This is a genomic window from Streptomyces sp. A0592, assembly GCF_004795115.1.
Lineage (GTDB): Bacteria > Actinomycetota > Actinomycetes > Streptomycetales > Streptomycetaceae > Streptomyces > Streptomyces erythrochromogenes.
This window is the reverse complement of the sequence record NZ_SSBM01000020.1, coordinates 1-20,827: the sequence shown is the minus strand read 5'-3', so window position 1 is coordinate 20,827 and position 20,827 is coordinate 1. Positions and strand designations below refer to the sequence as shown.

Genomic DNA, 20,827 nt, shown 5'->3' with positions numbered 1-20,827 from the left:
AGGTATGTGAACACCGCTGGCGGGGTGGAGGGTCTGCAGCCCCTCCACCCCGCCAGGTGTGGCCTTAGGCGGTCTTGAGGGCCTTGGTCACCTGGGCGACGGCCTCGTCCTTCGACAGCGGGGTGCCGTCACCCGTGGTGGGCTGCGGGCTCCAGAACCAGTTCTTGCCCTTGACGAAGTTCGCACCCACCGCGACGGTCACCGTCACGACGGCACCGGCCGCGGTTACGACAGCGGCGACGTGGACGACCGCGGCGCCCACGGCGACGGTCACGCCGCAGAGCTGGCCGTTCTCGACCGGGGTGGCCGTGTCCGACTTCTGCGCCACCGACAGCAGCATGTCCTGCGCGTCCGTGACGGCCTTCTCGACCTTGCGCGGGTCACCGCTGCGGGTCTTCGCGCTGAGCTCGGCGAAGAAGCCCGGCGACCGCTTGTTGATCAGATCGATGACGGCGTTCGACGCCCGGATCTCGTCCAGGTCGTCGTTGTCCAGGTGCTGGCGGGCCTCCGCGAACAGGTCCAGCTGCGACAGGCCGCGGCCGACCTCTCCCTGCCCGAAGAACAGGCCGCGGAAGACCTGCTCGCCGTCGGCCTTGGCCGAGACAGGTGCTGCGGCAGCAGCAGCCTTGACCGGCTCGGCGGTGGGGTTGGCCACCGCCGACGGAGCCGCAGCGACGCACAGGGCGGCGGCGGTCATTCCGGCCACCAGCAGGGTTCCACGCTGTTTGATGTTCACTTCTATCCCCTCGTTTAGAAAAACACGCAGGGGGGCGTTAAGGCGTGCAATACGCGAGTCCCCCGACACGTGATCTTGCCTTCAAGATGTTCGCACAAGGAATGATCACGGGTCGAGCGAATATGACGGCACTCACAATCGATTAAATGGAGGAATATCTTCCGATGCGGCTGGGGTGGATATTGGCCAGTGGCCGAAAGTCTTCATTCTTGGACCGGGTTGCACCGTCGCACCGGAGTCGGTGGCTGAATGTGAATGATTGATGGCTCGAATGCGGCTCATGGTGCCGGAGGTGTCATTCAGGGCGCCCGGCGGAAAGGGTGTTGAGAAGTGCAGCGCCTCGCTCAGCGTCATCGACGCTCACGGCGAACTCGGCTCCCTTGCGGGGGTGGACGACCAGGCACTCGCCAGCCCGGAGCATCACGGTGGTGCCCAGACCGCTGAGCCGGTACCCCCAGCCGCCGACCTGGGCCGGAGTCCGTGACTCGGCGCGGGAGGACTCGATGTCCTGCGGCGCCCAGCGTCGCGCCGGCCAGCCGAGGGGGCCGAAAGCCACCTCCAGGCCCTTCTCCGTCACGCGTGCCTGTACGGAGGAGAAAGCCAACGTCAGGACTGAGGCGAGCGCGAAGGGGGTGACAACCGCCCACTGCATGCCGGTAAGCAGACCGCAGGCTGCGGCGAGGACGGCGGCGAGCGCCGCGACGCCCGTGACGGCCGCGACGAGGTGCAGCCAGGGGTTCGTGGTGCGGGAGAGCCAGACGAAGCGCTCCCCTGCGGGGATCTCCATAGGCGTGCCTCCGCCAGCCTCGACAGCATGGGAAGGCAGTTCGCCGCGCCGCCCGGCGATCCAGCCGAGCGCGCCGGCGGCCAGCGCGGCCGCGAACGTCAGGGTGATTCCCAGGCCTACGGAGCCCGCCTCCTGCCAATCGGCGCGGTCCAGGTTCGCGCGGACTATCGACGCCTGGACGCCCGCCATGAAGACGCCCGTGAACGCCAGCGTTGCACCGGCCCATGACGGGGTCGATGCGCTCGTGCGCCGTGTCGTGAGGATGGTCCCGAGTGCCAGCGCAGCCCATATGAGGGCCGGGAACGCGGAAGCTGCCCACAACGGCATCGACCCGTCGGGTGCCTCGCCGCCCCAGTGCGTGGCCACCCGCTCGGGCAGCCGGCCGCTCGTGGCCAGGGGCAGTGCGGCCAGCAGAGCGAAGACGCCTGTGATCCACACGGCAGCCCCCCACCTTGCGCCGCCCGGTCGCTTCATACGGTCAGTCACGAAAGCCCCCTGATCATTTCAATGAGATCGCTCTTGCTGTAGCCCAGTCGTGCCGCGTCGGCCACCAACTCGCGTGCCCGCTCGAGCAACTCGGACCGTTGTCCCGCGCCCTGGGCCACGGTGACCCCGCGGCCCCGGCGGAACTCCAGAACTCCTTCGTCCCGCAGAGCTCGCAGGCCGCGGAGCACGGTGTTGGCGTTCACGCCCAGCGCCAGGGACAGGTCCCGGGCCGGTGGCAGCCGATCTCCCGGCGCACACTCCCCTTCGGCGATGGCGTGCCTGATGGCTCCCGCCACCTGCTCGTGGAGAGGCCGGCTGTCTGTGGTGTCCAGTCTCAGCAGCATGATGCTATTGAGAGTAGCACCAAGTTCTTCATATGGAAGGGGCGCTACCCGGCCAGGGGGTGTGCTTGGTGGAGATGGTGCCCCCGGTGTCGGCGCTGAAGGGCAGTGAGGGCTCGATATGGGTGTCAGCACCCATATCGAGCGGAGCGATGACCTGGAATAGTGATCATCCGTGCAGCACGGCGCTTGTCGGCGCTCGAGAGTCATTGCTGCCTTCGAGGCTTCGCGTGCGACTCTCTTATGTGTTCACTCGCAAAGTGACTGTTCTGGATCCGAATGAGATCCGGAACTCTTGCCCGCCATGCATTCCTGCTCTTCTGGCGCTGATGCATTATTCGCAGGCGAGGTATGGGCCGGCCGGAAAGACGTCACCCCTGAGCCCGGGCCGAGCGGGATCACGCCCCTCCACCCGACGTGAAGAGCTCCTGCGTCTTCGGTGCGGGAACGGCCATCGGTGTCCTGTGCGGGTCGACTGGTCCGAGTGGCGCGGAGTTCTGCCTACCGCGGTTGATTGGCGACATCGGCGGCGCTCGTTGTCGTGTCCAGCTCTCAGTGCATCGGTCCGCCTGGGCATCCCCAGCGCGCTATTTGGCGAAACAGGCAGGCCTGCTGCTGCGTAGCGACCGCCCCACACCGGCTACACTTGCAGAATTATGCAATTTACAAAATCCGGATTGGGTGGACGGGGGTTGTGGTGTGGCCGGATTCGAGGAAGCGGCGCTGGAACGGGTTCGCTTGGCGCAGGCTCGCCTCCGGGCTGCGCAGGAAGCTGACGACGCCATCGAGGAAGCGCAGGCCGTCGAAGAACTGGAGGACGCTATGCGCATGGCCCGCGATCACGGCGTGAACACCGGCGACGAGGGCAGCCCGTGAACTCGATGAAACCGCCGCCTGGCCCGAGGCGGCGGCGATGAGCCGGCACCCCAGCGGCCAGCCGACCTTGCCGCAAGCGCGCCGGCACGCGTGGACGGTGCCGCTGGTGCCGGGCTCCGTGCGGGCCGCCCGCGAGCGTACCGAGCGTTCGTTGGTCTTGTTCGGCCTGCAGAGCACCTCGGCCCTGTTCGGCGTGACACTCCTGGTTGTCAGCGAGCTCGTGACCAATGCCATCCGCCATGCCCAGCAGGCCCCGGACGCCGAGATCACACTCCACATGACCGAGCACCTGCTCGTAGTCGCCGTCGCAGACCTGGACTCGCGCCCCATAGCGCTGGCCGACACCGGCCGGCCCGGACGGGGGCTGCGCACGGTGGCCGATCTGGCCCGCGCCTTCGGCGGTGATGTCCGTATCGAGCCGGCTTCCACAGGGCGCGGCAAGAGCGTCGTCGTCCGCTTCGTCCTGCCGGAAGGCACGCCGTGAGCAGTAGGGAGGAACCCGCTGTGCAGCTCTACCAGATCACCTACCTGGGCCCCGACCCCCGGCCGGACACCCGCATGGTGGAGGCGGTGGAAGTACAGGCCGTCATCGCGCAGGCCAGTGCCCGCGGGATGCAGGTCTTCGTGCGCCCCTACACCCGCCCACACACGCCGAAGGAAGCGCGCCATGACGGACAACACCCCTGAGAAGTGCACCCCGGCGAACCAGGAGAGGTGGAAGGAGAAGGGTGTAGCGCTGCGCGCCTTCTTCTACATTTTCGGCACGCATGTCTTCGCAGGGTTCATCTGGCTGCTGTTCTACCTGGGCCAGCACGCCCAGAAGTGACACCGGGCTGGCGGCCGCCGCTCTGCAGCAGGGTCTTGTGGTGCGGCATCGTTCAGTGGGCCCGAGATGTGTGTGGTCGGGTACTGAGCAGTTCGGCGAGACCTTGGCGGGTGGCGGCGATGACCACTCTGTCGTTGGGGCCGAGGAGGTGTCCGGGGTGGAGGTTGAAGAGGAGCCCGCTGACGTGGCTCTGACCGTCGAGGCGAGTAGCCCGTAGGTCGGGGCGCCGTTCGGCGGGGTCGGCGGTGTCCAGGGCAAGGATGCGCCAGCGGCCCGGGTTGAAGGTGTCGGCGATGGTGCGGCCTTCGAGCTGGGGCAGGCCGTCCACATCGATGGCAGCGAAGAGCAGGACTCGGCGCTCCACTGGTATGGCGCCCAGGATCTGACGTCCCATCATGGCGGTTGCGAAGGCGGGGGCAGCCAGCGAGGTGACGCTGCGGCTGCGGGTCACCGCCTGGGGGTGGGCGGCGCGCAGGGTGCGGTGCACGGCGGTGGCGAACTCGTCGTCGTACAGGCGCAGCGCCACTCTGAGGCCGGGTGTGCTGGTGCGGGCGCACAGGATGGCCTCGAGGTTGGTGGTGTCGGAACTGGTGAGCGCGAGGAAGGCGCGGGCCCGGTGGATGTGTGCGGCTTCGAGGACTCCGTCCTGGGTGACGTCGCCAAGGACCACAGGTACGTGCAGGCGGCGGGCCAAGGAGATGCCTCGCGCCTCGGGGTCCTCTTCCACGCAGACGACGGGGATCTCGAGTTCGCGCAGGCGCGCCAGGACGCGGGTGCCGACCTTGCCGAGGCCGAGCAGCACGACGTGATCGGCGGTGCCGCGTGGTGGCCGCCGCAGGCTGGTGGCCGAGCGGAAGGAACCGAAGGCTTCGAGGACGGCGGCGACCAGGACCGGGAGGAGCAGCAGGCCGACAAGGCCCGTGAACAGCTGGAGGAGCTGGCGTTCGGTGGGGTCGCCGACGGCCGGGTCGTTGATGGAGAAGAGGTCCAGGAGGGTGACGTAGGCGGCGTGGGCGAGGGCGTCGTCCGTGGTGACCCAGGAAGTGAAGGCGATGGCGAAAACGGCGGCCGTGAAGGCGGCCAGCGCAAAGCGGACCCGGCGGGAGAAGAGCTCCATCACGGGCAGCCCGGCTGTGCCGATTCGTTCACGCCGGGTGGAGCGAGGGGAGTTGGAGACGGCTTCGAGGACGATGGCGCCGCGCTGTGCCGAGTGCGCGATCTCCATGGAAGCCGGGAGGAGCTGTGGACCGGCGGGTCCGCTGCGGTCCGAACCGTCGGATCCGGCAGGGTCGTCCGTGGTCGATGACAGCAGGGCCAGGGTGCACAGGGCGGGCGTCGTGGCCTCGCGTCGTTGGCGTGGGGTGTGTTCTCTCGCCCGGAAGAGCAGACCGTCGGCCTGGAGGACCTTGCTGGTTCCCGCGACGACAGCGGCCACCAGCGCGGGCGCGGCGGTGTCGGCGTCAGAGAGCACCGTGGTCGTCGAGTCGGCGCCCGCCGGGGTGTCGGCGACGGCTGCGGCCTGGTCCAGGAGTTCGGCGAGATAGCTGCCGAGCTTGCGGTTGTAGAGGCGGATGACCAGACGGATCCGCGGGTTGAGGCGGCGGGCCGTGAGCGCAATACGGATGTTGGTCTCGTCGTCCTCGTACACGAGGGCGAGCGCGACCGCCTGCGCGACGCCGGCCTCGCGCAGCGCGGTGGCGTCCGGCGCCGCCTCCACCACTCGGGTGGAACAAGCGAGTTCCGGTCCGACCGAGTCGGCGTCGGGCAGCACGAGCGTGACCTGCTGCCGGTAGATGTCACGGAGCTCACCCGCCAGCCGGACCGCGAGCGCGTCGTCACCACACACGACCATCAAGCCCGTGCTCTGAGACTGCTGGTTCAGGGAAGCCATCCGCTACCGACCCTGCGCAGGGAGGAGCCGGCACAATGCCCGCCGCCTTCGGGGGGCCGGGAGCAGCGGCGATAACCCATTCCGCTTGCGGCAGCGCGGGCGCAGTCGGACGGTGCCGTCGGTCAGCGGCATCTGGGCATGCAACATTTCTTCCCCCGTGAGTTGTGCATCAGGACAGGTCCGTGCGGCCCAGCCAGGAGGGCCGCAGCGGTACTCCGTCCTCGTCGCACCCTTCGTCGGCTACCGGCGACGGCTCCGCTGGCACCGGTGCCGGAGAGGGCGCGGTTTCATGAGCTCGTGGTGGCTCGGCAGTGTCCTGCCGTGGAGGCTCCGGGCGGTCGGTGTCCTCCAAGAGCTCAGCGATGCTGAAGCGCGTCGCGTAGGACTGCCATGCACCGTCGATCACCAGGAGGAACCCGTCGCTACTGCGCAAGAGGCGGCGGCGCTTGGGGCTCCGTGGGTGCTCGGGGCTATATTCTCGGGCCCGCCTCTCCAACTCCTCCAGGGCCTCCTCCCGTGAGCCCTCCACGTGCGTGAGGACATAGGCTTCCGTGCGCTTGCGTTCCCCCAGGCCCACCGTGGCCTCGACGACCAGCCCCCACGTCGTCATGTCCACCTCCTCAGCCCCTGAGGCACTTCGCGACACTGCCGGGAGGAGATCCCCCCGGCGAGGGGCCTGCCCATCGGGCGACCAGGCTGTGCGATGTCGTGGCAGGGGCGGGCACGACCGCCGAGCCGCCAGGCGCGAACGGCCCGGCAGGACCACTTTCCACTCATCCGCCCGCCCGCCAGTTGACCTGCTGCGTCTCGGCATGCGCAGCCCTGATGCTGGTCGTAGCCCCCGGCATTCCCTGCTTCTCCCTGTCCCGACACATGGCTGGCACACGGCCCGGAACACCATCCGCCTTGCGAACTTCCCGTCATTCAATGGGGTCGCGGCTGGAACCGTCACCCGGCGCCACTCTGCAGTCCGTTGATGATCTTGTCCATACATGCTGACACCCATATCCCGCCGCCTGGTCGGTGGGGATCCAGCGGTTCATGGACCCCCTGCCAGGCCCGGCCGAACAGGTCTGCCCCCGCGCGGCGGCCGTTGGACTCCGGGTCCCCGTCACGATGCCGGGTGTTGGGTCCTGAGGTCGAATCGGCCTACGACAGAGGCCTTTCGGCGGCGGTGTCCGCATTGTGGCCGTGGATCTCCCGGCCGGCCAGAGCGATAGCAGTGAGGTTGAGAGGGAAGGCGAGGAGGGCAGCCGGGTCTGGGATGCCGATACTGCGAAGAAGGCTCATCACGGCTGCAGCGATGAGCAGGGCGAGGGGGAGGAAACGACGCCAGGCAGGCAGAGTACGGATACGGGCTGCCTTGAGGGTGACGGCAAGAGCGCAGGCGAAGAGGAACGCGTACAAGGCGAGGGGCAGCAGCACGGGCGGGGCCGGTTTCTTGTCTGGGAAGGGCAGGTCACGGCTCGATGAGACCAGCGCGGATGGCATAGCGAGTGAGTTCGAGGCGATCGCGCAGGCCGAGTTTCTGCAGCAGGTTGGCCCGGTGGCGTTCGACCGTCTTGGGACTGATGACGAGGAGGTCGCCGATCTCCTTGGAACTGTGGCCTTCGACGACGAGCTTGAGGATTTCCTCTTCGCGTTCGGTGATGGGCCGCTCAGGGATCGGGCCGCCGGTGCGGGCGCGGTCGAGGTACGTGCGGATGAGGGCGGTCTCGGCGCCCGGGTAGATGAACGGCTCGTCGCGCAGCGCCGCGCGGCAGGCTTCGACGAGGTCGCGGTCGGCGACAGATTTCAGGACGTAACCGGAGGCGCCGGCGCGCAGGGCTTCGAAGAAGTACTGCTCGTTGTCGTACATGGTCAGCATCAGGATCCGCAGACCGGGGCGGATGCGGGCGAGTTCACGGGCGGCTTGCAGGCCGCTTTGGCGGGGCATGGCGATGTCAAGCACGGCGAGGTCGATGTCGAGGGAGCGGGCCTGCGCGACGGCTTCGACTCCGTCAGCGGCCTCGGCAACGACGGTCAGATCGGGTTCGGCGTCGAGGATGAGGCGTACGCCGCGGCGGACGAGGGTGTGGTCGTCGGCGAGCAGGATGCGGGAGGGCCCGAGGCCGGGGTGGGTCATCGCGTGGGCCTCGTGGTGTCGGTGATGTCCAGCCGGACCTGGGTGCCGCCGTACGGGCTGGCGCCGACGTAGAGTTCGGCGCCGATGAGCAGGGCGCGTTCGCGCATTCCCCGGATGCCGGCACCCTCGGGTGCCTCACCGAGACCGTGTCCGTTGTCCCGGACCAGCAGTCCGATGCCGCCGCGGGGCAGGGGACGCAGGTGGACTTCGACACGCGTGGCGCCGGAGTGGCGGGCGGCGTTGGTCAGGCCCTCCTGCGCCACGCGGTAGAGGACGAGTTCGGTGGCCGGGCCCAGATGAGGCAGTCCGGGGGTGATGTGGGCGGTGACACCCAGGCTCGAGGTGGTGAACTCGCCAGCCAGGGAGCGCAACGCGCTGTGCAGGCCGAGCTCTTCCAGGACACCGGGGCGCAGACGGCGGGCGATGCGGCGGATCTCGTCGAGACTGGCGCGGGTGGCCTCTTGGGCTTGGTGCAGATCGGTGCGGACCGGTTCGGGGGCGCGATCGGCAACGTGCTTGAGCTGGAGGAGGACGGCGGTGAGAGTCTGGCCGATCTCGTCGTGGAGTTCCTGGGCGATGCGTTTGCGTTCGCCCTCCTGAGCGGTAAGTACTCGGCCACTGCTGGTGGCCCGTTCGGCTTCAAGGCGGTCCAGCATGGCGTTGAAGGTCCGGGTGAGTGCAGCGATCTCCCCGCCGCCGGTGACGGCCGGGCGGGTGCCGGGCCTCAGGAGGTCGGCGGTGGCCATAGCCCGGCTGAGTCTGGCAAGCGGGTCCAAGCCGACCCGCAGGAGGACAGCGTTGATGACCAGCATCGCGGCGAGCCCGCCAAGCAGCACGAGCGCCTCCCCGAACAGGACCGGCGTGGAGACGGTGACCGGGCCCAGCAGCAGGGCCACGGCGACGGCCAGAACACCTGCGTTCAGGAGGAAGATCCGCCAGTACAACGACACGGCCGCACGCCTTTCCAGCCGGTCTCCCGGCATCCGCCACGGCCGCCTGGCCGCCCCGCCTCCAGGCACTGTGACCTGCAGCGGAACCGACTTCCCCGCCCCATCCTCACGCCAGAGGACGGCGGCTGTCCATCCGTGTAGGCACCCATATTTCGAACATGCGAAAAGTGGCACGATGGGCCCGCCGAGCGGCTCTCTCCTGCCCGAGACGAAGCGTCCGCCGTAGCGGCATCACGTACGAAAGCGAACACGAGGGGGGACAGCTGTGCCTGCTCCACGGATGAGCACCACGCCACTGCCCGGCATCGGGGTCCAGTACGACCTCACCACCCGCGAACACCGCCACCTGTCGGTGATAGCGCACCGGGACGGCACGCGGACGGTGAACCTCTACCGCGCCGATGACCCCGACGCCTGCGGGCAGTCCCTCCACCTGACCTCGGCGGAGACCACCTCGCTGATCGACGCGCTGATGCCGGCGCACCACAGCCCCAACCTGCTGCACACCACCGATCTCGGGCTGGTGGCCGAGCGGATCGAGCTGTCCGGGCACTCGCACTGGAATGGCCGGGTGCTGGGCGAGACCCGGATGCGGACCGAGACGGGCGTCTCGATCGTGGCCGTGCTGCGCCGCGCGGAGGCCCGCCCCTCGCCCGCGCCGGACTTCCGCCTGGCCGGCGGGGACACCCTCATCGTGATCGGCACCCGCGAGGGCGTCGACGCCGCCGCCTCCATACTCGGACGGGAGTGACGCCTGTGCATTCCGCTCTCTTCCTGATCGAGTTCGGCGCGATCATCCTCGGCCTGGGCCTGCTGGGCCGGGTCGCCGGACGCCTGAAATTCTCGCCCATCCCTCTCTACCTCCTGGCCGGACTTGCATTCGGCACAGGAGGAATCCTTCCGCTGCCCGCCAGCGAAGAGTTCGTCGCGATCGGCGCCGAGATCGGCGTCATCCTCCTGCTGCTGATGCTGGGCCTGGAGTACACGGCCAGTGACCTGGTCTCCAACCTGAAGACCCAATACCCGGCCGGATTGGTCGACTTCACCCTGAACGCCCTACCCGGCGCCGTGGCAGCGCTCCTGATGGGCTGGGGCCCCGTCGCCGCCGTGGTCCTGGCAGGGGTCACCTGGATCTCTTCCTCCGGCGTCATCGCCAAGGTCATGGGCGACCTCGGCCGTGTCGGCAACCGCGAAACCCCAGTCATCCTGTCCATCCTGGTCCTCGAAGACCTCGCCATGGCGGTCTACCTGCCGATCATCACCGCCCTCCTCGCCGGGGTCAGCCTCGCCGCGGGCAGCGCGACCCTGGCCATCGCCCTCGGCGTCGCCGGAGCTGTCCTGTTCGTCGCAGTCCGCTACGGGCGCCACATATCCCGCTTCGTCTCCAGCGACGACCCCGAGAAACTCCTCCTCGTCGTCCTCGGCCTGACCCTGCTCGTCGCGGGCATCGCCCAGCAGCTCCAGGTCTCCGCAGCCGTCGGCGCCTTCCTCGTCGGCATCGCCCTCTCCGGTGAGGTCGCCGAAGGCACACACACCCTGCTGAGCCCGCTGCGGGACCTGTTCGCCGCCGTGTTCTTCGTGTTCTTCGGCCTACACACCGACCCCGCGAGCATCCCGCCCGTGCTGCTGCCCGCGCTCGCGCTCGCCGTGGTCACAGCGGGTACGAAGATCGCCACCGGGTACTGGGCGGCCAAGCGCGCCGGCATCGGGGTCAAGGGGCGCTGGCGGGCGGGCGGCACACTGGTGGCCCGCGGCGAGTTCTCCATCGTCATCGCCGGACTCGCCGTCACGGCCGGCATCGAGCCCGCGATGGGACCGCTCGCGACCGCATACGTCCTGATCCTCGTGGTGATCGGGCCGCTCACCGCCCGCTACACCGAACCCGTTGCGGCCTGGGTCGGCCGCCGCCGCACCCCCTCAAAGCCGCTCCTGGCCGCGGTGCCGTCCCAGCCCGGACCTCGGGAGGACCTCAAGGAACAGACCCAGGATCCGGCCGGCCGCGCGTGAGTGAGGACACCTGGGCGGCGATCACCAGCCGAGAGACCGTGCTGCTGCTCGCCGCCCTGGCCGTCTACCTCGGCGGCGCGGTCGGCTTCGCCCACCGCCTGCCCCGCCTCCTGGCGCGTCACCCGGGCTGGCGCCAGGACACCGAACACGACCCGATCTCCAGTGTGGTCACACTTACCGTGCTGATCGTCCTGTGGCCGGCGACCGCCCTGTACCTGGCCTGCAAGGTCGAGGGCGGTCGCCGCGATCGGTGACGAGGCCGTCCGCGGGACGGCCTTCGCTGCGGACGCGCCCCCGCCAGCATGCTGATCTATGCAGGTACATGTGCTCACCGCCTTGCAGGCGGCCACGATTGCGGTGGCCGTTGGAATCGGGACTGCCGTCGTCTGGACGATCCGTGACCGGACGTGTCGCCTTCCCGTGGCTTCGCCGCAGCGTGAGGCGGCCGTTGTCTGGGGTGTGGGAGCGCTCGTGATGGTTAGGCGCTCGTGGGGGCGCCAGCATCGCCCCTCGGGGTTTTCGTGCCGCTCCTGATGGCCGGTGTCGCCGTGGTCGGATTCGCGCAGGTCTCCCCGCACCGGAACAGCTCATAGGTCAGTCGGTGTCGCCGACGGCGGGTTCCGACCTGCCGTGTTCGCCGAGCCAGCGGGCGAGCTTGCCCCGGCGGCCAACAGCGCGCAGGCGTCGCTCGGTGGCCTGCCGGGTGGCCGGGGTGGTGACCAGGAGCAGCTCGTCGCCGGCTGCGAGGACCGTGTCGGGGCCGGGTACCTGTGTAACGCCATCGCGGACGAGGAGGGTGACTACCGCTGGTGAGGGGAGTCGCAGTTCGAAGACGGCGACGCCGTGGAGGTGCGAGCCGGGCGGGATGGCGACGGTCAGGAGGTCGGCGTCAAGGACGTCCAGGGGCGCGCTCTCGACCTGGATCTCCCTCACAGCCCCGGGCCGGGCGATGTGCAGAAGGCGGGCCATGGCGGGCAGGGTGGGGCCCTGGACGAGGGTGAAGACGACGACGAGGACAAAGACGATGTTGAGCAGGTGCCGGGAGCCCTCGACAGCCGCGACGATCGGGAAGGTGGCCAGGACGATCGGCACGGCGCCGCGCAGGCCCGCCCAGGAGATGAAGGCCTGTTCCCGCCACGGGGTACGGAAGGGCAGCAGGCAGGCTGCGACCGAGACCGGGCGGGCGATCAGCAGCAGGACCAGGCCGACCGCGAGGGCGGGCAGGACCGCGGCGGGCAGTTCGCTGGGGTCGACGAGCAGTCCGAGCATGACGAACAGGCCGATCTGGGCGAGCCATCCGGTGCCCTCGGCGAAGGAGCGGGTCGCCGCGCGGTGGGGCAGGCGCGAGTTGCCCAGGACCAGCCCTGCCAGGTAGGCGGCGATGATGCCGCTGGCGTTGACGAATCCGCCGGCGGCGAAGGCGATGATGCCGAAACCGACGGTGGCCAGCGGGTAGAGGCCGGTGGCCGGCAGGGCGATGTGCCGCAGCGCGGCCACCCCGATTCGGCCGACGGCCAGCCCCAGCAGTCCGCCGACGACCAGCTGGTAGACGACGTTGCCGAGGATCGCGGCGGGGCCGGGGAGGTCGGCGGCGGCGGTGGAAAAGACCAGGACCAGGATGATCGTGGGGGCGTCGTTGAACCCGGACTCCGCCTCCAACAGACCGGTGGTCTTCCGCGGAAGGGGCAGGGAGCGCAGAACGGCGAAGACCGCGGCGGCGTCGGTGGACGAGACGATCGCGCCCAGCAGCAGGGCCAAGTGCCAGTCCATGCCCAAGAGGTAGTGGGCCCCGGCGCCCGTGACCGCCACGGACACGGCGACGCCGGCGGTGGCCAGTACACCGGCCGGTGCCAGCCGGCGCTTGACGTCGGGCCAGTGGGTGCTCAGGCCGCCCTCAACGAGGATGACCGCGAGGCCTGCAGTGCCCAGAGACTGGGCTAGCTGCGCGTCATCGAACTCGATGCCGATTGCATCCTCGCCCGCGATCACGCCTACGGCGAGAAACAACAGCAGGCTCGGCAGGCCGAGCCGGTGCGCGGCCCGGGCGGCGGCGATGCTGGCCATGAGGACGACGCCGCCCACCAGCAGCACCAGGTACAACTGCTGCAGCGTCACAGTGCGCTCCCCTCTTCCAGACGCTGGCCGCAGGCTAGGGCTTGCGTCGGCGGAGACTGCGCCACTCGAGGCGCCGCAAGCGCAGGGGGCGCCGGCGGGTGGTGTCGAAGAGGTTCACCGCGAGCGCGGCCATGACCAAGCCTGCCGCCAGCAGTAGCCCCTGCGGCACCATCGCACCGGTGACCACGGCAGCAACGGCAACGATCATGGCCAACCAGGCTCGTCCGCGCCGGTACTCGCGGGGTCGCCGAGGCCGGCCCTTGCCCAGGCCTTGGGCGAAGCGGGGATCGTCGTGCCGCAGCGCGGCTTCGAGGTCGGCGATCCTCTCGTCGTCTGATTCCGGCATGGTCCTTCACTCCCTTCCGCAGTCAGGCGAGTGCGAAGTAGCGCAGCCACACATAGACCCCGGCCAATACCGTGGTGACGGCGGTGACGACGAGGCCGTATCGGCTGAACTGCCAGAAGGAGATGTGGTGTCCGGCGCGGTCTGCGATGCCGACGGTGACGACGTTGGCGGAGGAGGCGATGATCGTGGCGTTGCCGGCCAGGTCGGCGCCCAGCGCGAAGGACCACCACAGCACTTGGGCCTGCTCGCCTCCCCCGGAGGCGGTGACGATCTCGGAGACGATCGGGCTGGTCGAGGCGACGAAGGGGATGTTGTCGATGACCGCGGACGGCACGATCGATCCGAAGAGCAAGGCCATGGAGGCGCCGAACAAGTTGCCGTCCAGTGCGTGGGCGGCCGCCTGGCCAAGGTCGGTGAGGATCCCTGTCTGGACCATGGCGCCGACCATCACGAACAGGCCGGCGAAGAATGCCAGGGTCTCCCATTCGACGTCCGCCGCGACCTTGCGCGCATCGAGCCGGGATGCGGCGAGGAGGATCAGGCCGCCGGAGATCGCCACGACCGACGGCTCCAGGTGGAGGGTGGTGTGCAGGACGAAGCAGGCCATCACGATCGTGACGACGATGCCGCTGATGGCCAGGAGCCGGGCGTTGGTGATGGCGTCCCGCTCGCGCATGGCCATGACGTGCGCGGCGCGCTCGGGGTCGTAGGAGAAGGTGCCGCGGAACATCCAGCGGGCCATCACCGCGAACACCACGACCAGCAGGGCCGCGATGGGTGCCATGTGGAGCAGGAAGTCGTTGAAGGAGAGTCCGGCGCGGGAGCCGATCATGATGTTGGGCGGGTCGCCGATCAGGGTGGCGGCGCCGCCGATGTTGCAGGCCATCACCTCGGCGATCAGATAGGGCACGACCGGGACGCCCAGCTTGGTGCAGACCGCGATGGTCACGGGGGCGATCAGCATGACGGTGGTGACGTTGTCCAGCCACGCCGAGAGGAACGCGGTGGCGAAGATCAGCAGCACCATCAGCCGGTAGGGGCGGCCGTGAGACCGTTTGGCGGCCCAGATCGCTACGAACTCGAACAGCCCTGTGCGTTTGAGGACGGCGACGATCAGCATCATGCCCAGGAGCAGGAAGATGACGTTCCAGTCGATCCCGGCCATGTCGGAGAAGAAGGCGTGCTCGGGGCTGGTCGCCCCAATGAGCAGCATGACGACCGCACCGCCCAGGGCTGCGGCGACCCGGTGGACTTTCTCCGTGGCGATCAGTATGTAGACGATCCCGAACACCGCAACGGCCAGCCACGCGGTGACACTCATGGCGGGCCCGACCAGCCAGTGCCGGGGTGACGCGGAGAGGGCGGCGGGGTCGTCATCGGCGCGGCTCCGTTCACAAGTGCTGCCGCGAGCACCCGCGCCCCACAGGGGCCGCCCCGAACAGAGGGTGCTCCAGACCACCACCATCACCTGGCGCCCCGGCCCGGCGCATCGGGGTCAACACCCATCTTCATGGCCCGGCTGCGGAGGGTCTCCTCTCAATGGCCCGTTGCGAATGATCGCGGTGCGGGCCCACGTCCACGCCAGGCAGCCACCAGACCCGGCCCATCAGCGCCCGGCGTGCAACCGCACACCTCCTGCCCGGCATACGCGACGGCCGCTCGCCGGAATGCGCCGGCCGGTCTCCAGGTGCGCCACCCGACGCAAGGGTCAAGAGGTAGCAAAACGGGCATATTTAAAGGGGGGTGTGTTGAAGGGAGATGGTTCTCCATGGCTCGAGAACTGCTGACCGTGCTGGTCCTCATGGGCGTCGCCGGCCTGATGTGCCTGGCAGCGGCAGCCCGGGTAATCAGGCAGTACGAGCGAGGCGTTGTGCTGCGGTTCGGCCGCCTGCGAGGCCAGGTCCGGGGGCCCGGATTCACCATGATCATTCCGTTCGTGGACCGGCTGCACAAGGTGAACATGCAGATCGTGACGATGCCGGTGCCCGCCCAGGACGGCATCACCCGCGACAACGTCACCGTCCGAGTGGACGCCGTCATCTACTTCAAGGTCGTCGACCCCGTCGACGCGATCATCCGCGTCGAGGACTACCGCTTCGCCGTCTCCCAGATGGCACAGACCTCGCTCCGGTCCATCCTCGGCAAGAGCGACCTCGACGAGCTGCTCTCCAACCGCGAGAAGCTGAACCAGGGCCTGGAACTGATGATGGACAGCCCGGCCGTCGAGTGGGGCGTGACCATCGACCGGGTGGAGATCAAGGATGTCTCCCTCCCGGAGACGATGAAGCGCTCGATGGCAAGGCAGGCCGAGGCCGACCGTGAACGCCGGGCCAGGATCATCAATGCCGATGCAGAACTCCAAGCGTCCAAGAAGCTGGCGGAAGCCGCCACCGTGATGTCCGACCAGCCTGCCGCCCTTCAGCTCAGGCTGCTGCAGACCGTGGTCGCGGTCGCCGCCGAGAAGAACTCCACCCTCGTCCTGCCGTTCCCCGTCGAGCTGCTGCGCTTCCTCGAACGGGCCACCCCGCCGCAGTCCGGCGTGTCCAAGCCTCCACCCGCCGTAATGCCTGCCGGGCCGCTCGCGGCAGACGCGCCGGCGTCGGGATCCCCAGCGTCAAACGGCGTCGGCCACACCGTGCCTTTCGGAAAGCCGGCATCGGCGGCGGACCGGAGCGCCGCCTGACACCAGCGACCTCGCCCTCGCGCAACGCGGCACCGAGACCGACGGCGTGGCGTACTTCGCGAGCTTCGGACCGAACACGAGAACATCGCAGGCCAGCCCCTTGGGCTCACTGGGACACGCCGCTCCGTATGGCGCGGGCAGGGGAACGGCCGTCTTCCGGTGTCAGAAGCGCGTTGAACCCGCACTAACGGAAGACGGCCGCCGCATGTGGGATGCGAGCCCTCGCAGGGCCGGCATCGTGGAGCACCGTCTACTGGGTGGGGCGGCTGGCTCGGAGGTCGGCCAGGAGCTCGGCCTGGCCCTCCAGGACACCGGAGAGGATGCCGCGGGCGACCCTCAGAAGTTCGGCGATCTGCGAGTCGGTGAGCGAGTAATACACGTTCGAGCCCTCCCGGCGGGTGACCACCAGGTTGGCCCTGCGCAGGACGGCCAATTGCTGGGAGAGGCTCGCAGCCTCCACCCCGACCTCCGGCAGCATCTCGGCGACTGCGTGCTCGCGCACGGACAGGAGTTCCAGGACGCGGATGCGGACCGGGTGCCCCAGCGTTTTGAAGAACTCCGACTTCAGCTGGTACAGCGGCGTGCTCGCCTGCGTAGCCCTGCCGTGACTGCCCATCTCATCCACCCGGAACCGCTCCTTCGTGGGGCATCCGTTCGCCCCTCTTCACACCTGTGACCTCCACAATTGCAGATCCCTGCAACTCACGGGACCCGGCGGCCGCCCTTAGTGACCTTCAGCCCACCGATATGGGCCCTCGCCGGTCAGGCCCTTTTGAGGAACTCGGTCCTCAGGACCAAGCCCTTGACCTTCTTCGTGTTGCACTCGACCTCGCCCGGGCGGGAAGTGAGGCGGATGTTCTTGACCAGGGTGCCGCGCTTGAGGGTCTCGGAGGTCCCCTTGACCTTCAGATCCTTGATCAGGGTGACCGAGTCGCCGTCCTCCAGCACAGCGCCGTTGGAGTCCTTGAAGATGATGCCGCTCATGGTTCCGGTGTCCTTTTCGTTTCTTGTAGGCAGGGTGGTACTGGTATCAGGCGAGGGCGGGTTTCCCGGGGCCCTGCGGGGCAGGCCAGTCACCGGTCCTCCATTGCTTGACCGCGCCCTGCGCCCCGTGGGCGGCCAGGGCGGCGCCGAGGTCGCAGTGGACCGGGACGGGCGGGCAGGTGGCGTCCGGGACGAGGGAGCCGTCTGCGGGGATCGCCGCGAGCTCGAGGTGGCGCCCGCTCTCGGCGAGGCAGCGGGCGGCCTGGGCGACGGCGATCTGTCCGCCGGCGGACCAGCCCAGCAGCCCAGTCAGGTCGAGGATGACCGGGCCGGTGCCCCGGGCCAGTGCCCAGCCGATGGCGCCGGTGAACCGGTCGGTGGCGTCCGCGCCGAGATACCCGGCCAGGGACAGCACGCCCAGGTCCTGGCAGGTGGTGTAGCGCCATTCAATCGTCATCGTTACTTCCTCGGCTTCACAGGGGGAGGGTGATCCAGATGGCCTTGCCGCGTCCGTCCGCGTCCGCCTGCACGACGGCGGTGCCGCCGAGTTCCATCGTCATTTCGACCACCATGGCCAGGCCGCTGCCCGGGGCGGTGGCGAGCGCTCCGAACAGGGCGGGCTGGTAGGGATGGCGGTCACGGACGGCGAACGCGAACCCACTCGGCCCGTGCGCGTAGATCACGCTGATCACCGGGGACTCTGCGGAGGCATGACGGACGGCGTTGGTGACCAGTTCGGCCAGGATCAGCAGCGCCGGCCCCACGCTCGGGTGCCGAAGCCCCACCCCGCACTCGACCAGCACGAGTTCGGTGGTCTCGCGGGCGATGCGGACGGCCATGCCCATGGCCGGCACATCCAGTACATGCCGGTAGGGCATTGTCTCGACCTGCACGCTCACCGGCCCGCCTCTGTCACGGTGCGGGCCAGGCGGAATCCTGACACCTGCTGCGGGTGCAGGCGCAGAAGGGTGTCGTGCGGGCCGTGGGCCCATCCGGGCAGGGTGCGCCGGTAATGGCCGGCCTCATCCGGGTCCGAAATGACATCCGCCGGGCCATGGGCGCTGACCGTCCAGCCGGTCCCGGCCGGGCTGCGGATCTCATCCACCTGGTAGGTCAGCAGCGCTCGGCCGGGGACAGCCGCGGCTTGCACGGGGGTGCGGACGACGAGGCGTCCGTACTCCATCACGTGTGCGGCGGGCCGGACGACGGCCACCTCCCGCTGGACGTAGACGAGTCGGCCCTGGGCTGAGCCTTCGAGGAGCCACAAGGCCTCGGTGCCGGAGACCTCGATCATGCGGCGGTCGGGGACGGTCATCGTGCGGCCTTCCGGAAACGGTGTCGATGTTCGAGCGGAAGCAGGCCTGCCTGCTCCAGGTGTTTGCGGGCGCCGGCGATCGCCTCCGGTGTGGTGGCGTACTCGCGGCCCTCCAGGCGCAACAGATCCAGGGCGCCGACGGCGTCGAGTGCCTGGCGCTGGCCGGGCCGGATACCGGAGGTGAGGACGGCGATGCCACGCCGGTTCAACTTCTCCACCGCGTCCTTGAGGACAAGTGCGCCGGTGGCATCCAGGGTGGTCACCCGCGACATGCGCAGGATGACCACCCTGACGTCGCAGACCTCGGAGAGTTCGAGGAGGAAGCGGTGGGCGCCGGCGAAGAAGAGGGGCCCGTCGATGCGGTAGGCGACGATGTGCTCGGCCAGCAGGGCGTGTTCCTCAGCGCTGTGCTCGCCGGGCAGGTCCGGGCGGAGGTCGACCTGCTCCATCCGCACCTGGCTCGCCACCGCCTTCAGGGCGAGGGCACCCGCGACGACCAGACCGATGATCACCGCGTAGACGAGGTCGAGGACCAGGGTGGCAGTGGCGGTCAGGACGAGCACGGCCGCGTCGGAACGGGTTGCCCTCGCCATCGCCCGCAGAGAGCCGACCTCCACCATGCGGATCGCGGTCGCCAGCAGCACGCCGGCCAGCGCGGCGAGGGGGATCTTCGAGACCAGGGGCGCCGCGGCGAACACGATCACCGCGAGTACGGCGGCATGGGTGAGTGCAGCGAGGCGGGAGGAGGCGCCGCTGCGGACGTTGACAGCCGTGCGCGCGATGGCGGCGGTGGCGGGAACGCCGCCGAACAGAGGGGCGGCCAGGTTGGCGATGCCCTGCCCGAACAGCTCCTTGTCCGGGTCGTGCTGCTGCCCCACCGTCATCCCGTCCGCGACCGTCGCCGACAGCAGGGACTCCAGCGCGGCGAGTGCCGCGACGGCGACCGCCGGGGCGAGCAGTGAGCCGAGGGCTGAGACGTCGAGGAAGGCGAGGGAGGGGGCGGGGAGCCCGGAGGGCAGGTCCCCGATCGGGGCCGCCGCGTCCAGGTGGAAGACCTGTGCGATAACTGTGGCTGCGATCACCGCGACGATCGAGAACGGGATCGCCGGCTTCCACCGGGCGCCCGCCAGCATCACCGCCGCGACCCCGGCCGAGAGGCCGATCGCGGACCAGTTCGGGAACGCCACGCAGTCCACGAGTGCCCGCCACGCCACCAGTACGACCTTCTCGCCCTCGGGCTTGTCGACCCCGAGTGCGTTGGGTATCTGCTGAAGGCCGATCACGCAGGCGATCCCGAGGGTGAACCCCTCCACCACCGGCGCCGGTACGTACCGCATGTACTGCCCGGCCCGCAGCAGGGCGAGACCGACCAGGAGCACGCCGGCCATCAGGCCGACGGTCAGGACACCGCCGGGCCCGTACTGGGCGACGATCGGCACCAGGACCACAGTCATCGCACCCGTCGGACCGGAAACCTGGAGGTTCGACCCGCCCAGCAGTGCGGCGAGCGCTCCGGCGACCACAGCGGTGGCGAGTCCCGCCTCGGCGCCGAGCCCGGAGGAGACACCGAAGCCGAGCGCGAGGGGGAGCGCGACGATCGCCACGGTCACCCCGGCCAGCAGGTCCTGGCGGGGGTGACGGCCCATCGCCTTGAAGTCGGCCCGGGCCGGCAGCACCGAGCGGAGCCGCCCGAGTGCGGAAGCCAGGAACGCATTCACGGTCACGAGGCCGCAACCTCGGACTCGCGCAGTTCTTCCAGCAGCTCGCTCTGCCCGGTGAGGACCTCGGTCAGGATCCGCCGCGCCGCCAACATCAACTGTGCGACGTCCCCGCCCGCCAGCTCGTAGACGACCGTCGCGCCGTTACGGGTCGACGTGACGATCCCCGAGCGGCGCAGGACCGCGAGCTGCTGTGACAGGGCCGACGGCTCGACCTCGATCGCGGCCAGCAGGTCCCGTACCGGCATTGGACCGTCCTGCAGCAGCTCCAGAACCCTTATCCGCACTGGGTGCCCGAGCATCCTGAAGAACTCGCTCTTGGCCTGATACAGCGGAACCGGCACGGCCTCGCACCCTTCTCACCGCCCCGACTGGGGCAACACGCCTGGTGCTGTGCTCGCGGCTACCTACGAACCCAGCCATCACAGCATCTATGAAATTGCATACTTCTGCAATTCGCAGTTGCCGCCCGGCTGGCCGTCGAAGGCGTTCGGATGGCGACGGCCGCGCTTCCCCTAGGTTCTGTCCGGCGGATCATGCGCGGAGCCAGAGTCTGATGGCTGCTGTGGTGATGGTGCCGTGGAAAACGTAGGCGCGTTTGTCGTAGCGGGTGGCGACGGCCCGGTGGTGTTTGAGCCGGT

At 69.2% G+C, this 20,827-nt stretch carries 26 protein-coding genes and 1 pseudogene; 8 read left to right on the top strand and 19 right to left on the bottom strand.

The window, feature by feature from the left end; all coding sequences use genetic code 11:
* Positions 1-64: 64 nt before the first annotated feature.
* The 3 genes from E6U81_RS25360 to E6U81_RS25350 all read right to left on the bottom strand — a co-directional run bounded on the left by E6U81_RS25360 (position 65) and on the right by E6U81_RS25350 (position 2,353).
* Entirely contained in the window at positions 65-736 is a 672-nt protein-coding gene (locus E6U81_RS25360) for a sporulation delaying protein family toxin (protein WP_136232403.1), read from the bottom strand.
* A 295-nt stretch (positions 737-1,031) separates the two neighbouring features.
* Positions 1,032-1,961 (bottom strand): DUF1648 domain-containing protein, encoded by a 930-nt coding sequence (locus E6U81_RS25355; RefSeq protein WP_346766169.1) that lies wholly within the window; start codon positions 1,959-1,961, stop codon positions 1,032-1,034.
* Between the two features lie 44 nt (positions 1,962-2,005).
* A complete protein-coding gene (locus tag E6U81_RS25350) occupies positions 2,006-2,353 on the bottom strand; it encodes a GntR family transcriptional regulator (RefSeq protein ID WP_136232402.1) in 348 nt (115 codons plus the stop codon).
* A 696-nt stretch (positions 2,354-3,049) separates the two neighbouring features.
* On the opposite strand from E6U81_RS25350, the gene E6U81_RS40005 reads away from it, so the two are divergent.
* From E6U81_RS40005 to E6U81_RS40000, 4 genes are read left to right on the top strand one after another with little or no spacing between them, the layout of a single operon-like run.
* Complete coding sequence (locus E6U81_RS40005; RefSeq protein ID WP_168714735.1) at positions 3,050-3,226, top strand: hypothetical protein; 177 nt, start codon at positions 3,050-3,052, stop codon at positions 3,224-3,226.
* 37 nt (positions 3,227-3,263) lie between these two features.
* Complete coding sequence (locus E6U81_RS25340; RefSeq protein WP_136232400.1) at positions 3,264-3,710, top strand: ATP-binding protein; 447 nt, start codon at positions 3,264-3,266, stop codon at positions 3,708-3,710.
* Positions 3,711-3,730: 20 nt separating this feature from the next.
* Positions 3,731-3,913, top strand: coding sequence for a hypothetical protein (locus E6U81_RS25335; protein WP_136232399.1), 183 nt, complete (start codon positions 3,731-3,733; stop codon positions 3,911-3,913).
* Entirely contained in the window at positions 3,894-4,052 is a 159-nt protein-coding gene (locus tag E6U81_RS40000) for a DUF6126 family protein (protein ID WP_168714734.1), read from the top strand. The genes E6U81_RS25335 and E6U81_RS40000 overlap by 20 nt, the downstream gene beginning before the upstream one ends.
* A gap of 52 nt (positions 4,053-4,104) precedes the next feature.
* Here E6U81_RS40000 and E6U81_RS25330 read toward each other — a convergent pair whose 3' ends face one another.
* The 5 genes from E6U81_RS25330 to E6U81_RS25310 all read right to left on the bottom strand — a co-directional run bounded on the left by E6U81_RS25330 (position 4,105) and on the right by E6U81_RS25310 (position 9,018).
* The gene (locus E6U81_RS25330) at positions 4,105-5,904 is read right to left on the bottom strand and encodes an NAD-binding protein (protein ID WP_136232398.1); all 1,800 of its coding nucleotides are present in this window, start codon (positions 5,902-5,904) and stop codon (positions 4,105-4,107) included.
* Between the two features lie 208 nt (positions 5,905-6,112).
* Positions 6,113-6,553 carry a hypothetical protein gene (locus E6U81_RS41200; protein ID WP_136232397.1) on the bottom strand — a complete coding sequence of 147 codons (441 nt, stop codon included), beginning with the start codon at positions 6,551-6,553 and terminating at the stop codon, positions 6,113-6,115.
* A 539-nt stretch (positions 6,554-7,092) separates the two neighbouring features.
* Positions 7,093-7,368: a hypothetical protein gene (locus E6U81_RS25320; RefSeq protein WP_136232396.1), complete on the bottom strand. Its 276-nt coding sequence runs from the start codon at positions 7,366-7,368 to the stop codon at positions 7,093-7,095.
* A gap of 34 nt (positions 7,369-7,402) precedes the next feature.
* Complete coding sequence (locus E6U81_RS25315) at positions 7,403-8,068, bottom strand: response regulator transcription factor (RefSeq protein WP_136232395.1); 666 nt, start codon at positions 8,066-8,068, stop codon at positions 7,403-7,405.
* Entirely contained in the window at positions 8,065-9,018 is a 954-nt protein-coding gene (locus tag E6U81_RS25310; RefSeq protein ID WP_168714733.1) for a HAMP domain-containing sensor histidine kinase, read from the bottom strand. Before E6U81_RS25310 ends, E6U81_RS25315 begins: the two co-directional genes overlap by 4 nt.
* 280 nt (positions 9,019-9,298) lie before the next feature.
* On the opposite strand from E6U81_RS25310, the gene E6U81_RS25305 reads away from it, so the two are divergent.
* From E6U81_RS25305 to E6U81_RS25295, 3 genes are read left to right on the top strand one after another with little or no spacing between them, the layout of a single operon-like run.
* Positions 9,299-9,769 (top strand): TrkA C-terminal domain-containing protein, encoded by a 471-nt coding sequence (locus E6U81_RS25305; RefSeq protein ID WP_136232393.1) that lies wholly within the window; start codon positions 9,299-9,301, stop codon positions 9,767-9,769.
* A 5-nt stretch (positions 9,770-9,774) separates the two neighbouring features.
* Positions 9,775-11,025 (top strand): cation:proton antiporter, encoded by a 1,251-nt coding sequence (locus E6U81_RS25300; RefSeq protein ID WP_136232508.1) that lies wholly within the window; start codon positions 9,775-9,777, stop codon positions 11,023-11,025.
* A complete protein-coding gene (locus tag E6U81_RS25295; RefSeq protein ID WP_136232392.1) occupies positions 11,022-11,279 on the top strand; it encodes a hypothetical protein in 258 nt (85 codons plus the stop codon). Before E6U81_RS25300 ends, E6U81_RS25295 begins: the two co-directional genes overlap by 4 nt.
* Positions 11,280-11,619: 340 nt before the next feature.
* Here E6U81_RS25295 and E6U81_RS25290 read toward each other — a convergent pair whose 3' ends face one another.
* The 3 genes from E6U81_RS25290 to E6U81_RS25280 are packed head-to-tail and all read right to left on the bottom strand — an operon-like array spanning position 11,620 to position 14,807.
* Positions 11,620-13,140, bottom strand: coding sequence for a potassium/proton antiporter (locus E6U81_RS25290; RefSeq protein ID WP_136232391.1), 1,521 nt, complete (start codon positions 13,138-13,140; stop codon positions 11,620-11,622).
* Between the two features lie 34 nt (positions 13,141-13,174).
* Positions 13,175-13,486 (bottom strand): DUF3040 domain-containing protein, encoded by a 312-nt coding sequence (locus E6U81_RS25285; protein ID WP_136232390.1) that lies wholly within the window; start codon positions 13,484-13,486, stop codon positions 13,175-13,177.
* 22 nt (positions 13,487-13,508) lie between these two features.
* Positions 13,509-14,807: an ArsB/NhaD family transporter gene (locus E6U81_RS25280; protein ID WP_136232389.1), complete on the bottom strand. Its 1,299-nt coding sequence runs from the start codon at positions 14,805-14,807 to the stop codon at positions 13,509-13,511.
* A 447-nt stretch (positions 14,808-15,254) separates the two neighbouring features.
* Between E6U81_RS25280 and E6U81_RS25275 the strand changes: the two genes are divergently transcribed.
* Entirely contained in the window at positions 15,255-16,169 is a 915-nt protein-coding gene (locus tag E6U81_RS25275; RefSeq protein ID WP_240804017.1) for a slipin family protein, read from the top strand.
* Between the two features lie 250 nt (positions 16,170-16,419).
* On the opposite strand, the gene E6U81_RS25270 is transcribed toward E6U81_RS25275, so the two are convergent.
* The 8 genes and pseudogenes from E6U81_RS25270 to E6U81_RS25235 form a co-directional block, all read right to left on the bottom strand.
* Entirely contained in the window at positions 16,420-16,785 is a 366-nt protein-coding gene (locus E6U81_RS25270; RefSeq protein WP_136232507.1) for a metalloregulator ArsR/SmtB family transcription factor, read from the bottom strand.
* A 146-nt stretch (positions 16,786-16,931) separates the two neighbouring features.
* Positions 16,932-17,153 carry an alkylphosphonate utilization protein gene (locus E6U81_RS25265; RefSeq protein ID WP_136232388.1) on the bottom strand — a complete coding sequence of 74 codons (222 nt, stop codon included), beginning with the start codon at positions 17,151-17,153 and terminating at the stop codon, positions 16,932-16,934.
* Between the two features lie 46 nt (positions 17,154-17,199).
* A complete protein-coding gene (locus tag E6U81_RS25260) occupies positions 17,200-17,610 on the bottom strand; it encodes an STAS domain-containing protein (protein WP_136232387.1) in 411 nt (136 codons plus the stop codon).
* 16 nt (positions 17,611-17,626) lie between these two features.
* Positions 17,627-18,052, bottom strand: a complete 426-nt coding sequence (locus E6U81_RS25255) for an ATP-binding protein (protein WP_136232386.1) — start codon at positions 18,050-18,052, stop codon at positions 17,627-17,629.
* A complete protein-coding gene (locus tag E6U81_RS25250) occupies positions 18,049-18,468 on the bottom strand; it encodes a pyridoxamine 5'-phosphate oxidase family protein (RefSeq protein WP_136232385.1) in 420 nt (139 codons plus the stop codon). The genes E6U81_RS25255 and E6U81_RS25250 overlap by 4 nt, the downstream gene beginning before the upstream one ends.
* Positions 18,465-20,114 carry a SulP family inorganic anion transporter gene (locus E6U81_RS25245; protein WP_136232506.1) on the bottom strand — a complete coding sequence of 550 codons (1,650 nt, stop codon included), beginning with the start codon at positions 20,112-20,114 and terminating at the stop codon, positions 18,465-18,467. The genes E6U81_RS25250 and E6U81_RS25245 overlap by 4 nt, the downstream gene beginning before the upstream one ends.
* 74 nt (positions 20,115-20,188) lie before the next feature.
* Positions 20,189-20,530, bottom strand: a complete 342-nt coding sequence (locus tag E6U81_RS25240) for a metalloregulator ArsR/SmtB family transcription factor (RefSeq protein WP_136232384.1) — start codon at positions 20,528-20,530, stop codon at positions 20,189-20,191.
* Positions 20,531-20,720: 190 nt separating this feature from the next.
* Positions 20,721-20,827: pseudogene (locus tag E6U81_RS25235) on the bottom strand (IS5/IS1182 family transposase); the annotation flags it as partial.